Source organism: Halomonas sp. SL1 (assembly GCF_003030865.2).
GTDB lineage: Bacteria > Pseudomonadota > Gammaproteobacteria > Pseudomonadales > Halomonadaceae > Halomonas > Halomonas halophila.
Genome location: NZ_PYUQ02000002.1, coordinates 55834 through 70525, shown reverse-complemented (window position 1 = coordinate 70525; position 14692 = coordinate 55834). Strand labels below are relative to the sequence as shown.

The following is a 14692-nucleotide window of genomic DNA, read 5'->3' as shown; positions in this document are numbered from 1 at the left end:
CGCGCTCGAGCGGACGGGCGACATGACAACCACCGGACGAGAGCCCTCTTTCTGTTCCATGAGTCATCATCGGCGCCGCGAGGACCTGTGCACGACGAGGCCTCCGATGCCATGACACAACGCCTCTCCGTGGCCGGCTAGAAGGCCACGCTATTCAACGATAAAAACCGCCATACCAAGGGAAAACTTCATGAAGAAAAACATCAAGCCCTCCGTGAGTGCGATCCTGCTGGGCTCCGCCATCGCCGCCGCCTCCGGCTCCGCGTCCGCCTACAACCTTTACAGCGAAGCGGGCACCGAGCTGAACCTGGATATCGAGGCGGTACTGGGTGTGTTCTCCAGCCAGGAGAGCTACCGGCCCAATTCGGAAGGCGGAAGCTCCGACTGGCAGGAGGGCTACCTCAAGTATGGCCTGTCCGGTCAGCATGCCTTCTCCTCCGGGGCCAGCCTCTATGGCGCCCTGAACCTCGTCAGCTCCGCGACCTGGGGCGATGGCGATGCGGGGGGCTTCACCTCCGGCGATGAATCCGAGACCGAGCTGGAAGACGCCTACGTGGGCTGGCGTTCCGGCAACCTGATCCCGGTTCTGGGTCAGGATGGGCTGGACCTTTCCTTCGGCCGCCAGAGCTTCGTCATCGGCGACGGCTTCTTGATCAACGGCGACGCCCTGAACCTCGGCGATGCCCTGGGGAACGATCTTGACCGTGGCGGCGCCTACTGGCTGGCCGCGCGCAAGGCCTTCGACCGCACCGCCATCGCCCGCATCGGCGGCAGCGAAGGCCTGCGTAGCGATCTGTTCTGGCTGGAATCCGACAACAAGGGCCAGGCGGAAACCGAACTGGCCGGCCTCAACCTCGAGTACGTCATCCCGGAAGGGACCTTCGGCATGACCTATCTCGAGGGCCTGGGCGTCAACGAGGACTTCGGATACGCCAACCGGGACGGCCAGGAGACGGTCAGCCTGCGCTATCAGGGCAATGCCGGCGTCGACAACCTGTTCCTGTCGGGTGAGTTCGTGACCCAGGATCAGGGCGACGACTCCACCGACGGTGACGCCTGGTACCTGGAAGCCGGCTGGACCTTTGCCGAGCTGCCCTGGTCGCCCAGCGTCAACTACCGTTACTCGACCTTCGACGAAGGCTTCGACCCGCTGTTCTTCGGCTTCAACCGCGGTTACGGCACCTGGTTCCAGGGCGAAGTGGCGGCCAACTATGCCGGCCCGTTCAACTCGGATGCCGATGTGCATCACCTGGGCCTGAAGGCCTCACCGACGGAGACCCTGAGCCTGGGCGCGCTGTTCTTCGATTTCAGCGACACCACCGGGGGCAGTGGCGGTCTCGATGGCCAGGAAGTCGACCTGTACGCGGAGTGGGTGGTGAATCCGCACCTGATCGTCAGCCCGCTGGTCGGGTTCTACTCGCCGGACCACAGCGATGAAAATGGCGGTACGCAGATCGGCAACGACGACACCAACGTCTACGCACAGCTGATCGCGGTCGTGCCGTTCTAAACGAAACCCTGAAACGACCTCGTGACGAGGGCCTGCGGGCCTCATCCTCGCAGGTCAGGAGCCTTGCCACTCATGACGACTCAACGTTCAATGCTCATCGATGGGTCCCCCGTGATCGGCGCCGGGGACGCCTTCTCGGTCATCAACCCGGCCACGGAAGAGGCGATCTGCCAGTGCAACATGGCCAGCGTCGAACAGCTTGACCAGGCCGTATCTGCCGCACGGCGCGCCTTCGCGACCTGGCGCCAGACGCCGGATGCGGAGCGGCGCCGGCTCATGCATCGGATCGCCGACCGCCTCGACGAGCACGCGGACGAGCTGGCCGGGATCATCGTGCAGGAACAGGGCAAGCCGCTTGCGCTCGCGCAGATGGAAGTCGGCGCCGCCGCCGCCTGGACGCGCTACAACGCCGACCTGGAGATCCCCGAGCCCCTGCTCGAGGACAGCGACAGCCGGCAGGTGTCGGCCAGCCGCAAACCGCTGGGCGTCGTGGCCTCGATCACGCCCTGGAACTGGCCGCTGATGATCGCGATCTGGCACATCATGCCGGCACTCCGCACGGGCAACACGGTCGTGTCCAAGCCCTCCGGCCTGACGCCCTTGAACACGCTGCGCCTCGTCGAGCTCATCAACGAGGTGCTGCCGGCGGGGGTCGTGAACGTGGTGATGGGCGAGGCCGAGATCGGCAGCGCGATCAGCGCGCATGAGGATATCGACAAGGTCATCTTCACCGGCTCGACCCCCACCGGCCAGCGCATCATGACCAACGCCTCCGGCAACCTGAAGCGTCTCACCCTGGAGCTCGGCGGCAACGATGCCGCCATCGTGCTTCCCGATACCGACCTGGACACGGTCGCGGAACGCATCTTCGATACCGCCTTCATCAACATGGGCCAGACCTGTGCCGCCCTCAAGCGGCTCTATGTCCACGAGAGCCAGTACGAGGCGATGTGCTCCCGGCTGGCCGAGCTGGCCGCCCGGCAGAAGGTCGGCGACGGGTTCGATCCCGACACCACCTTCGGCCCGGTGCAGAATGCCGACCAGCACCGGCTCGTCTCGGCACTGGTGGAGGACGCCCGCGCCAACGGTGGACGCATCGTCTGCGGCGGCGAGGCGCCCCGGGGGCCAGGCTATTTCTATCCCCCCACCATCGTGGCGGACGTCTCCAACGGCCATCGCCTGGTCGATGAGGAACAGTTCGGGCCGGTGTTGCCGGTCGTCGCCTATCGCGACCTCGAGCAGGCCGTCAGCATGGCCAACGACGGCGCCTTCGGTCTCGGCGGCTCGGTCTGGGGATCGGATCTCGAGCTGGCCAACCGCCTCGCCACGCAGCTGGAATGCGGCACCGTCTGGATCAACAACCATGCCGAGGTACTGCCGAACATTCCGTTTGGCGGCAGCAAGATGTCAGGGATCGGCGTCGAATTCGGCCTCGAGGGGCTGCTGGAATACACCCAGCTCCAGGTGATCAATTCTCGTAAGTGAACCGAGCATCTCTCGGGCACCTCTTGCATCAAGAGGCTGCTTTTGGCTCCCACCCGGGAGCCTTTTTTATGCTCGGCATCGACGGCGGAAGACCGTTCCCCTGCGCTGGTGCAAACGCAAGGGGCCGCGGCCATGTGGCAGCGGCCCCTCGGCGCCACGCCGGTCGTCAGGGCCGGGAGGACAGATACCGTTCCGCCTGCTCGCAGGCGCGACGGATCAGCTCGGGCGCAAGCTCACGCGCGGTATGGGTTTCCTGGCGACTGCGGATCCAGCCCAGGTAGGTACAGGCTCTCGCGGTCAGGAACAGCTCCAGGCGATCCAGATCGTCGTCCGACAGGGCCCGACGCTCCCGATAGCCGTCGATCAGCGCCTGTTTGGCGACCGGATAGCAGGCCTCTTCCTGAATGTGGTAGAGGGCCGTGGCCAGCTCGAACATGTGCCACCCGAACCCGGCATCGTCGAAATCGATCAGACGCAGACGACCGTTATCGGCCATCAGGTTTTCCAGCACGAAGTCGGCGTGAATCAGGCTATAGCGCTGGGGCGAGCGGTCGACCTCCGACAGCTCGCGGCTGATGCGGTCACGCGCCGTTTCCAGCAGCCGCCGCTGAGCGTCATTCAGCAGTTCCAGTTCCCAGAAGCGCCCCCAGAAGGGCGCCTCCCCCACCAGGCCGTCATGGTCCCAGGCGTGTCGCTCGAACCCTTCCGGCAACGCCCAGCGGCTCGACTGATTGTGCAGCTCGGCGGCGGTCCGCCCCAGGTCGGCATACAGCTTGTCGACATGCTCGGCGTTGTCGCCCAGCCCCTCTTCCTCGGACCCCAGGGGAGCCCCGTCGATCCAGCCGAAGAGATCGACATGGCGAGGCGCCGTGATGACCTCGGTGGACTCGCTGACCAGCAGGCGGCCGTCGGTCGTCGGAAGGACCTCGGGGACGGCGATGCCGCTGTCGTTCAACGCCGCCATCCACTGCAGCTCGGATTGCAGTGCGGCGAGGCTGTGATAGCCGTGACGGTGGATGCGCAGGGCGTAGCGCTCACCGTTTCCGGCGGACACCTGGTAGACCGCATTCTCGCGGTATTTCACCAGCGACAGCTCGCTGCCTTCCAGCCCCCAGTGACGCAGGGAGCGTTGCGCCAGCTCCTTCAGATGAACGCCCTGATGCTCCGGGGACAGGTTGTCGAACGTGCTCATGCGGTCACCTCCTCGGTCAGTTGAGTCAGGGCCTCATCCAGGGTGTGCAGCAGGATATCCGCGTGCTCGGTCTGGAACGGCATGGGGGGGCGCAGCTTCAGGATGGCGTCATGGACGCCGATCTTGCTGATCAGCACGCCCTTGTCGCGCATCAGGTTGATGAGGCGACGCGTCTCGGCCTGGGCCGGCGCCTTGCTCGCGCGATCCTTGACCAGCTCCACGCCGAAGAACATGCCCAGATCGCGGACCTCGCCGATCAGCTCGTGCTTCCGTTGCAGCTTGCGCAGGCCCTCGGCCACATAGGCGCCGGTGGTGACCGCGTTCTGCATCAGGTTGTCTTCCTCCAGGGCATCGAGCACCGCCATGCCGACGGCGGTGGATACCGGCGTACCGCCGAAGGTATTGAAGTACATCGCCTCCTTGCTGAACGCCTCGATCATCTCGGGACGCGCCACCACGCCGGCCAGCGGGTGACCGTTGCCCATGGGCTTGCCCATGGTGACGATGTCGGGGGTGACGTCGTACCACTGGTAGGCCCAGAAATGCCGGCCGCTGCGGCCGAAGCCCGCCTGCACCTCGTCGGCGATGAACACGCCGCCGGCCTGGCGGACCTTCGCCACGGCCTTCTCCAGGAAGCCCGGCGGCACGTCGAGCAGGCCTTCGTTGGCAAAGTCGGGGCACACCAGAATGCCGGCCACCTTGATGCCTTCGGCGTGGAATTCATCGATCGCCTGCTGGACCCGGTCGGCATAGGCCTGGGCCAGGGCCTCGCCCGAGAGCCCGTCGAGGGGACGATAGGCGTCCGGGATCGGGAACGACTTCACGCGCTTGGTGGTCCTGGCCTCCGGCATGAAACCGGTGCCGATCTCGGCCACCGCCTCCGTGTTGCCGTGGTAGGCGAAGTCGGTGACGATGATGCCCTGCCCGCCGGTACAGAAGCGCGCCATGCGCAGCGCCAGCTCGTTGGCTTCGCTGCCGGTGCAGGTCAGCATGGCCATCTGCAGGCCGTCGTCGAAGGTGCCGGTCAGCCGCTCGAGGTAATCGACGATGTTGTCGTGCAGATAGCGGGTGTGGATGTTGAGGGTCGAGGCCTGGCGGTGCATCGCCTCGACGACGCGGGGGTTGCAGTGCCCTACGTGGGGCACGTTGTTGTACACGTCCAGATACCGCTTCCCCTCGCTGTCCCAGAGCCAGACGCCCTCGCCGCGCACCAGATGCAACGGCTTGTCGTAAAACAGCGGCGAGTGGTGCCCCATGACGCGATATCTTCTGGAAAGAAGATCCTTAGCTTGATCGTCGGCCATAGTGTGAGTCGCCTCCTCAGCGAGAAACGAGCGATGAATGCGAGACCAGTATTCGGTGTTCCGCCACGAGACGGCATCCATCAGAGGGTGGAGTTCAACGATTCAGGTCCGCCAGCACTCTCGCGACCAGCTCGCTGCGAGTGCGCACGCCGACCTTCCGGAAGATATGGTGGAGGTGGGTCTTGACCGTCGCCAGACCCAGCGACAGCCGCTGGGCAATCTCCTTGTTGCCGCCGCCGCGCAGCACGAACTCCAGCACATCCAGCTCACGCTCGGTCAGGCCATAGGTCGCGGCGACGCCCTCCCGCTCCCGGTCGCGCTGGGGCAGGTAGGTCGCGTTGAGGGAAAATTCGATGAACGGCTGGACCTGGCGCAGCAGCTCCAGCTCCTGCGGCCGGAAATTCCCCATCGATGCCTCGCGCAGGATGGTGATGCCCGCGATGATCCGCCCCTCGCGACGAAAGAACATGTCCGCCACGTAACGATGGTTATGCGGCACCATGAACTCCTGGTAATAGAGCGTCTGCTTCAAGAAGTGCGGATCGATCTGCGAGTCCAGCGTCACCACGGTGTCGTCACGGCCGGCGAAGCGTTCGGGGTGCAGCGGATCCAGGGCACCGTACTCGGTGCAATACTCGCGCTCGGCATCCGGGGGCAGGTTATACAGCAGGGTGCCGGCATGCCGCATGTCCGGGTTGACCAGGAAGAATGCCGAACCGCTCAGGGGGACCAGGCGGCCGATCAAGGCCAGGGTTTCACGCTGAAAGCGCTGGGCATCCGGGTGATCGTTCATGATGCGCAAGCCTTCTTCGGAGTCCACGACCGCGGGCAGCGTGACCGGCATGAAGCGGGCCGCCGCCCTCCGCAGGCGCCGCCTCATGCGGCGGCGACGCCCGGCGTGAGCGCCTGAGGCTGGCCCTCAGAAGCGCTCGAAGCGGTAGGGGGACGGATCGATGATCGGCGTTTCGCCGGACAGCAGGTCGGCCGCCAGCTGCCCCGCCGCCGGCGAGGTGCCGAAGCCGTGGCCGGAGAAGCCGGACGCGATGCTCAGCCCCGGGATACCGGGCACCGGTCCGATGACCGGGTTGGAGTCCGGCGTGATGTCCATCATCCCCGCCCAGGCCGACTCCACGGTGGCCTGCTCGAAGATCGGCCAGGCGGCGGCGAGATTGCGCTGGGCCTCGGCGTTGATCGTCGAGTTGGCCGCCGGATCCAGGGTCCGGACGCGCTCGAAGGGCGAGGTCTTGCTGCCGCGCCAGCGCCTCGGCAGCGCCAGATCGCGCAGGAAATGCTTGCCCAGCGAGATCCGCAGCAGGTGGCGCTGGGAGCGCAGCGACCCCAGGTAGCGTGACCCGACCAGCAGGTGATCCAGCATCAGGGGAGCATCCAGCGCACCGCGCTGGGTGACGATGAAGCCGCCGTCCTGGTGCTTGCGGAAGGAGAAATCGGGGCCGCCGACGGCGATGTCCGTCGGCCCTTCCATCGGCGTCGTCTTGAACACCGAACAGATCAGCGGCAGGACCGGCAACGAGACGCCGAGGTTGCCGAGGAAACGCCGGGACCACATGCCGCCGGACAGCAGCACCTGATCACAGCGGATCTCGCCCTTCTCGGTCACCACGCCGCTGACCTTGCCGGCCGACCGAGACACCGTGCGCACCGCGCAGTTCTCGACGATCACCGCGCCCTTGGCCATGGCGGCCTTGGCGATGGCACTGGAGGCCAGGGTCGGCTCCGCCCGCCCGTCGGAGCCGGTGAAGATGCCGCCGGCCCACTCGCCCCGGCCGCCGGGCACCCGCTGATCGATGTCCTTGGCGCTGAGCAGCTGCGAGTCCAGCGACAGCGACTCGACCGACTTCAGCCAGGCTTCGTGAGCGGCCAGCTGCTCGGTGGTGCGGGCCAGGAACATGATGCCCGTCTGACGATAGCCGACATCGCTGCCCACACGCTCGGGCATGCCGGCCCACAGCCGATCCGAGGCCAACGCCAGGGGCACGTCGTCCAGCTGGCGGCTGGTCTTGCGAATCCAGCCCAGGTTGCGGGAGGACTGCTCGGCGGCGATACGCCCCTTCTCGAGCACCACCACCGGGATGTTGCGCTCTGACAGGGCCAGTGCCGCCGTCAGGCCGATGATGCCACCACCGATGATGACCACGGTGGTCGAGGCGGGGAAGTCGGTGGACGTTTGAACGGGCTCGATGGTCGGTGCTGCCATGGCGGGAATCCTGAACGAGTCGGTGAACGACGAGCGCGCGGCGGCCGGCCCTGTTGGCCGGTCACCGCGGCAAGAACGAGCTGCCGCCTTACTGGGCGGAGGTGTCGATCCGCTCCACGTCGGCGCGGCCGGCGCCACGATAGGCGGTCACTTCCAGCTCCACCTTGTAGACCTCGGAGCCCAGCGGCGGGCAGGTCACGGTGATGGACGGATCGACGCCGCGCATCTTCTGGCCGAAGAGGGTCATGACGGTCTCGGTGTCGGCCGGATTCTGGATGAAGATCTTCGCCGATACGATGTCGGCCAGGCCGCTATCCACGGAGCCGAGCGCGGTCTCGATGTTGGCGAAGACCTGCAGCAGCTGCTCGCTGACGTCCTCGGGGATCTCCTTGGTCTCGGGGTTGCGCCCCGCGGTGTTGGACACGAGGATCCAGTTGTCGACGGCCACCAGCCGCGAATAGCTGGCGTGGGTTTCGAACTTCGAACCTGTCTTGACCTTCACGATATGGGTCATGATCTCTCCCGGTAACGTCATCGGATGGAAAAAGGGGCCATCGCCGGACGGCGATGGCCGGGGAGCCTGCGCCTGGTCTCAGCGGAGCGCAGGGGTGTCCCAGAGGTTGAGCTTGACGCCGATGCCCTGTTCGATCGCCCGGCGATAGACCACGGTGGCCCAGGCCACGTCCTCGACCGGCATGCCGCCGACCGACATCATGATGATCTCGTCGTCGTTCTGGCGGCCCGGGGCATCGCCGGCCACGATCGCGCCCAGATCCTCGAGGCCATCGGCGGAGAAGCGGCCTTCCTCGATCATGTCCATGAACTTCATGCCCACCAGCGGAATGCAGTGGTGAGCCGGCTTGGGGACTTCCTCGTACCAGGCCTCGTACAGGCCGGTGTTGTCGAGTACCTTGCGCACGTCCGGCGCTTCCATGCCGGCATCGAAGTTGCACGGCGCCGGCATGGCCAGGAAGGTGCCCGGGCTGACCCACTCGCGCTTGACCAGCGGGTAGTCGTCGGGATTGCCCACTTCCCCGGAGGCACAGTAGGTCACGATGTCGGAGTCGCGCACGACCGCTTCGATGTCGTCGACCACCTGGACGGTGAGCTGCGGGTAGTTGTCATGGACCCAGTCGGTGAAGGCCTCGAGGCTCTTCTTGCCACGTCCCTTGACCTTGACGGTGTCGATCTGGGGACAGGCGGCGATGAAGGCGGCCAGCGAGGTGCGCGCCATCACGCCGGGCCCGAAGATGCCCACGACCTTCGAATCCTTGCGCGCCAGATGGCGGGCGCCGACGCCGGGCACCGCACCGGTGCGGTAGGCCGACAGCAGGTTGGCCGACATGTAAGCCAGGGGGGCGGCCGTATCGGCGTCGCTGAGGGTGAACATGAGGATGGAGCGCGGCAGCCCCTTTTCCTTGTTCGCGATATTGGAGCCGTACCACTTGACGCCCGAGGTGCAGAAGCTGCCGCCGAGATAGGCCGGCATGGCCATCATGCGACGATCGGCGGTGGGCTTGGGCATGTTGGGGAAGGGCGAATCTTCCGGGAACATGATCATGGCGCCGTGCGAATCGTTGTTGGGGCCGGCCATGCGGTAGTCGCCGTGGTAGAGAAGTCCGAACATCTCCTCCATGGTGTCCACGCAGGCCGCCATGTCGGTGACGCCGGCACGGATCATGTCCTGCTCGGAGAGATAGATGAAGTCGATCCGGGTATCGTTGGCCATGCTGGAATTCCGCTTTGTTGTTGGGTGTGAAGCTCGCAGGCCCTCGGCCAGTGGATGGGTGGCGCTGCCGAGCCTCATCGTCAACTCGCTCCTGGGCATCGGGCTGGCGGCATCGACGGTTCGAGACGAGCGAGATGACGGCCGGCGAGCCTCAGCGGGAGCTTCTTATCGACTGACATAGTGCGTGTCAGTCGACGCCGGCGTTAGCACAAATCGGCAATTCATCCTCGGGACCTCCGATGGTCGATCATGACGACCTGGCCCAGAGTTTCCACGATACGAAGGCCTCGAAACGGGCATGCAGAAGGCCCGTCGGCCAGCCATCACCCAGGCCCCGTGAAGAAATAATTCCCTTCAGCATCAAATGGTTGATGAAACAATTCCGGGAACGAGGTCACACCTCCGGAGACCATCGCGCGGATGCGGCGAGGGAAGAGAACACATGGCCGGCCCAGCCTTGTCAGGCATGGCGGAATATCAAAAGCGATACGCTTGTTTAGGTCCTGTACGAATACGGTCTGCGCTCGCCCATACGGCGTTAAAAATCGGCTCAAAGTCCTCATTGACACCACGTAAACTCCGCCTTTTCACCGATGTTTGCCTTGCGACCCACAGGGAGGTGGAAAGTGCGTTGGCCCGCCGGGAACGGGCCTGGCCCTGGCCATCGCTCGCCGACTTTTCGCACAAAACCCAAGACGGCTTCACTGAAGCTCGATCAGATACCACTTACTGCAGAGTCGTATTGGCTCTCGGCAATCTCTCCTTGTTCACGATGTCGCCGACACTCGGCGACACGACGGCAAAACCCTCTCGCCCATGACGGCATGTGGACTCGCCGCTGTTTCACACGGTGAAAAAGCGAATTGATCCACGATCGCTTATTTCAGAGCCTTGCTCCGCGACACCCGATGTCAACGACAACAACAGCCATCATGGGAATACATAATGACAACCGCGACACGCCTAGCCCTGGCGCCCCTGGCGCTCTTCCTGACGATGCCCGCCCAGGCCGTGGCCGACGCACCGCACGCCGGGCCACATTTCTCCGGCACGCTGAGTGGCGGCGTCCTCGACGTCGATGATCGCGACAGCGATCTCTGGGCCTTCAAGGCGGAAGCCGGCGTGGATGGGCTCTACCGGGTCAACGACGACCTGCGTATCCGCTATGAGCTGGTCGGCGACTTCGCCAATGCCATCAACTCGGTGGACGCCCAGACCTGGACGCCCGGGGCGCATGCCCAGGAAGAGGGCGAGATCTATGTCCGCACCGCCAGGGTCTTTCTGTTGACCGACTACGGCAGCCTGGGATTGCAGCCGAGAGCCCCTTCGGGGTTCTGGGGGCAGATCTATCGCAACATCGATACCTTCGAGTACAACCGCCTGCACAAGCAGACAGGTCAGAACGCCATTTTCGGCCAGTCTGAACAAGGCACGGACGTACTCTCCTATGGCTCCCCCAAGTTCCACGGCTTCCGGTTCATCGCTGCGGCTCTGACGCCGGATAACCATAACGGCGAAGAGCTCGACGTGGTGACCGGGCGCCTGGTCTATGATCAGGGCCCCCTGAATGCCGGTATCGGCCACACCCGGATCGATACGCCCGCGGGCGATGGCTACGACCTCACCCGCACCTCCTTCGGGCTCGGCTATGACTTCGGCATGATCCGCCTCGGCGGCGTCTACGAGCACAATGGCGACCGTGCCGACAGCACGAACCGCGGCTTCGATGCCTGGGGCGTGAACGCCTCGGCGCGTTTCACCGACGCCTGGTCGGCCTCGCTCGGCTACGCCGAGAACGACAAGCCGGGCGATGCCGACAACAGCAACGTCACCGGCATCGTCCGCCACCATTTCAATGACCGGGTCTACGCCTTCCTCGAGGCCGCCAGCTACCAGAACAGCGACGACAACCTGGCCACGGGGATCAGCGTCAGCTTCTGACGCCTGTCGTCCTCGGCGATACCGGGCGCACGCGCCCGATATCGCTGCCCTGCCGTGCGAAGCACGGCAGCGGGCATGACGGCCGGCTCGCCACCATTGCCGCTAGACTCGCAGCGGATGACGCTGCACACGACATGGCGCCCTCACCCCTATTTCATCTTGTGAAAACCGGCATTGCGCCCCGTCCCCAGCCTGCCTAACGTTGGGGATATTAAAATCTTCACAAAACGAAAATCCCACACAAAAACCAATAATTACAAACACTTGAAAGAGGAAAACGCCATGTCAGCTCCTCCCCGAGACCGTTCTCCGCTGACGATGCTCATCACCCCCCTGATGTTCCTGGTCGGGGCGCTGCTGATCGGCGGTGCCCTGTATACCGCGAAATACGGCGTGTTCGACGATGCGCTGGTGCGCGTCGGCGGCTTTTCCCTGGGCGCGCTGTTCCTGCTGCTGCACTCCCTGCGCCAGCCTGCCTCCCTCCTTCGGCGGCTCCTGGATATCGCCCTGGTGGCGATGATCGTCATCGCGGCCTGGCGCTACTTCATCATCTCGGGGCGGCTGGAGTCGGGGCTCTACTTTCTTCAACCCCTCGACCTCTGGTGTGGCCTGGCGGGCATGCTGGCGCTGCTCGAGCTGACGCGCCGCGTCATCGGCGTTCCGCTGGTGATCGTCGCCCTGCTCGTGAGCGCCTATGCCTATTTCGGAGATGCCCTGCCGGGATTTCTCAGTCATGCGGGCATTTCCTACCCTGAGATGCTCCAGACGTTCTGGTACAGCTTCGACGGCGTCTTCGGTCAGCCCCTGGCCGTGGTCACCAGCACCATCCTGGTCTTCATCATCTTCGGCGCCGTGCTCGAGGCCCTGGGCATTGGCCAGGTGCTGCTCAACCTGTCGCTGCGCAGCCTCGGTCGGCTGCGCGGCGGTGCGGCCTATGCCGCGGTGATGGCGAGCGGCCTGTTCGGCACCGTTTCGGGCAGCGTCGTGGCCAATGTGGTGGGGACGGGCGTCGTCACCATGCCGATGATCAAGAAGAGCGGCTTCAGCGCCCGTTTCGCCGGTGCCGTGGAAGCCGCCGCTTCCAGCGGGGGGCAGATCATGCCCCCGATCATGGGTGCCGTCGCCTTCATCATGGCGGACATGACCGGCATTCCTTATCTGGAGATCTGCCTCGCGGCCCTGATTCCGGCCCTGCTGTTCTACGGCAGCCTGTTCGCCAGCGTCGGCGCCGAGGCGCGTCGCGCGGGCATCAAGGCGCCCGATCGAGCCACCCTGCCGAGCCTGAGCCGTCAGGACTGGCTGCTGCTCTCGGCCTTCGTGGTTCCCCTCGCCCTGATCGTGGTGATGATGATGCAGGGGCGCTCTCCGGCCCTGGCCGGGCTCTGGGCCATCGGCGCCGCCGTGGCGCTGGGGCTGCTGTTCAATCCCCGGGCCCGCAACCTCAAGGCCCTGCTGAACATCGTCGGCAGCAGCGCCAACGCGGGGGGCACGATCCTGGTCGCCGTGGGGGCCGTCGGCATCATCATCGCGGTGATGAACCTGACGGGGCTGGGACTGCGCTTCGCCTCATCGGTGCAGGCCGTGGCCGATGGCTCGCTGTTCCTCTCGCTGCTGCTGATGGCACTGGCATGCCTGGTGCTGGGGATGGGCATGCCCACCGTTCCCGCCTACCTGATCATCATCCTGATCATGGGGCCGGCGGTGGAAGCCCTCGGTGTGCCCACCATCGCGGCCCACATGTTCGTCGTCTATTTCGCCGTACTGTCGGCCATCACGCCCCCCGTGGCGCTGGCCGCCTTCGCGGCGGCTCCCATCGCGCAAGCCAATCCCATGGCGATCGGCATGACGGCCATGGGGCGCCTGGCCCTCATCGGCTTCCTGACCCCGTTCGTGTTCGTCTACAGCCCCTCGATGCTGCTGATCACCGACTTCTCGCTCGTCGAGTTCGTCTGGTCGATCCTCCGGCTCGCCCTGGCGGCCTACCTGATCGCCAGGATCAGCGTCCTGGGCCAGGCCTGGTGGGCCGTATCCGCCATCGTGTCCATCACGCTCGTGGCCCCCTTGCTGCCACTGCAGGTGGTGGGCGCTCTGCTGGGAGCAGGCACACTGGTTGCGGCATCACGCAGCAGCCTCTCCCCGTCACAATCCCTTTGAACAAGAAAAGCCCGAGAAGGAGTGCAAGAATGGCAATGCAAAAGAAAGCTTCGACCATGGCATTAATGGGTGGCGTTCTGCTGAGCGGACTGCTCGGACTGAGCCCCGATGCAGCGGAGGCACAGTCGAACTACCGGCTGAAGACGCTGGGCACCGGCAGCTCGCCCTATGTCGTCTCGACCGTGTTCGCGGATATCGTGAACAACCACACGGATAACAGGATTCAGGTCGACGCCACCGGCAGCGGCACCGAACAGGCCGTCACCACCGCCCGGGGGATGACCCAGTTCACCTCCAGCTTCTCCCCGGGCCTGGCGGCCCTGATGCGAAACGGCACCGGCATGTTCGAAACGCTGCCCCAAGCCTCCGAGCTATACGGCAACTTGCGCCTGCTCTTCAACTATCCGATGGGGCTCTATCATGGCGTCGTGTTCGCGGATTCGGGCATCGAGACCTACGAGGATCTCGAGGGCAAGCGCGTCTTCACCGGCCCGCCGACCGGCCAGGCCCGCAAGACCGTCGAGCCGCTCATCGAAGCCATCACGGGCTACAAGGCCGACGAGGACTACGAGGCCGTCAACATCAGCTGGGATGCCGCGGCGCAAAGCTTCCAGGATGGCAATCTGGATGCCTACTTCAACCCGACCCAGGCGCCCAGCCCGGCCCTGACCCAGATCGCGATGAGCAACCAGATTCGCTTCCTGAGCATCCCGGAGGTGGAAGAAGGGGAACTGGCGAGCGTCCTGCAGCGGCCCGGCTATCGCGTCGTCGAACTGCCTGCCGGCATCTATGGCGAGAATCAGGTCAACGTCGAACCGGCACGCTCCATCGGCGTGACCATCGGCATGGCCACCAACAAGGACATGCCGGAAGACGCCATCTATTCGATCACCAAGGCCTTCTGGGAGAACCTGGCGGAGAAGCAGGAGGCGGTACCGCAGATGCGCAACCTGTCTCTCGATACGGTCTTCCAGGACATGGACACGCCGCTCCATCCCGGTGCCATCCGCTACTACGAGGAAATCGGTCTCGACATTCCCGAGAGCCTGATCCCTCCCGAGGCACGGTAGGGGCTTTCCTGCACCCGGTCATGGCCGGGTGCAGGGCCGCAACCTCCCCGCCACGCCCCCCCGGGCCTGTCTCGACCGAGCCGCCCCTCGCC

11 protein-coding genes are annotated in these 14692 nt (G+C 65.1%); 5 read left to right on the top strand and 6 right to left on the bottom strand.

Going from position 1 to position 14692, the window contains the following annotated elements; genetic code table 11:
- Nucleotides 1–190 precede the first annotated feature (190 nt).
- Nucleotides 191–1510, top strand: a complete 1320-nt coding sequence (locus C9J49_RS00500) for a hypothetical protein (RefSeq protein ID WP_106488097.1) — start codon at nt 191–193, stop codon at nt 1508–1510.
- 72 nt (nt 1511–1582) lie between these two features.
- Nucleotides 1583–2995, top strand: coding sequence for an aldehyde dehydrogenase family protein (locus C9J49_RS00495; protein ID WP_258393713.1), 1413 nt, complete (start codon nt 1583–1585; stop codon nt 2993–2995).
- 166 nt (nt 2996–3161) lie between these two features.
- On the opposite strand, the gene C9J49_RS00490 is transcribed toward C9J49_RS00495, so the two are convergent.
- The 6 genes from C9J49_RS00490 to C9J49_RS00465 form a co-directional block, all read right to left on the bottom strand.
- On the bottom strand, nt 3162–4187 hold the full coding sequence (locus C9J49_RS00490) for a phosphotransferase enzyme family protein (RefSeq protein WP_046078978.1): 1026 nt from the start codon (nt 4185–4187) through the stop codon (nt 3162–3164).
- Complete coding sequence (locus tag C9J49_RS00485; protein WP_107181069.1) at nt 4184–5491, bottom strand: aspartate aminotransferase family protein; 1308 nt, start codon at nt 5489–5491, stop codon at nt 4184–4186. The genes C9J49_RS00490 and C9J49_RS00485 overlap by 4 nt, the downstream gene beginning before the upstream one ends.
- A 94-nt stretch (nt 5492–5585) precedes the next feature.
- Nucleotides 5586–6284, bottom strand: a complete 699-nt coding sequence (locus tag C9J49_RS00480) for a helix-turn-helix transcriptional regulator (protein WP_237022336.1) — start codon at nt 6282–6284, stop codon at nt 5586–5588.
- A 126-nt stretch (nt 6285–6410) separates the two neighbouring features.
- The gene (locus C9J49_RS00475; RefSeq protein WP_107181068.1) at nt 6411–7706 is read right to left on the bottom strand and encodes an FAD-binding oxidoreductase; all 1296 of its coding nucleotides are present in this window, start codon (nt 7704–7706) and stop codon (nt 6411–6413) included.
- 88 nt (nt 7707–7794) lie between these two features.
- Entirely contained in the window at nt 7795–8220 is a 426-nt protein-coding gene (locus tag C9J49_RS00470; RefSeq protein WP_046078975.1) for a Rid family hydrolase, read from the bottom strand.
- A 78-nt stretch (nt 8221–8298) separates the two neighbouring features.
- Nucleotides 8299–9435 (bottom strand): tyramine oxidase subunit B, encoded by a 1137-nt coding sequence (locus tag C9J49_RS00465; protein WP_046078974.1) that lies wholly within the window; start codon nt 9433–9435, stop codon nt 8299–8301.
- Between the two features lie 945 nt (nt 9436–10380).
- Between C9J49_RS00465 and C9J49_RS00460 the strand changes: the two genes are divergently transcribed.
- The 3 genes from C9J49_RS00460 to C9J49_RS00450 all read left to right on the top strand — a co-directional run bounded on the left by C9J49_RS00460 (nt 10381) and on the right by C9J49_RS00450 (nt 14600).
- The gene (locus C9J49_RS00460; RefSeq protein ID WP_107181067.1) at nt 10381–11376 is read left to right on the top strand and encodes a porin; all 996 of its coding nucleotides are present in this window, start codon (nt 10381–10383) and stop codon (nt 11374–11376) included.
- Nucleotides 11377–11550: 174 nt separating this feature from the next.
- Nucleotides 11551–13530, top strand: a complete 1980-nt coding sequence (locus C9J49_RS00455) for a TRAP transporter fused permease subunit (protein WP_237022335.1) — start codon at nt 11551–11553, stop codon at nt 13528–13530.
- A 56-nt stretch (nt 13531–13586) separates the two neighbouring features.
- Nucleotides 13587–14600: a TAXI family TRAP transporter solute-binding subunit gene (locus tag C9J49_RS00450; protein ID WP_046078971.1), complete on the top strand. Its 1014-nt coding sequence runs from the start codon at nt 13587–13589 to the stop codon at nt 14598–14600.
- The last annotated feature ends 92 nt before the right edge of the window (nt 14601–14692 follow it).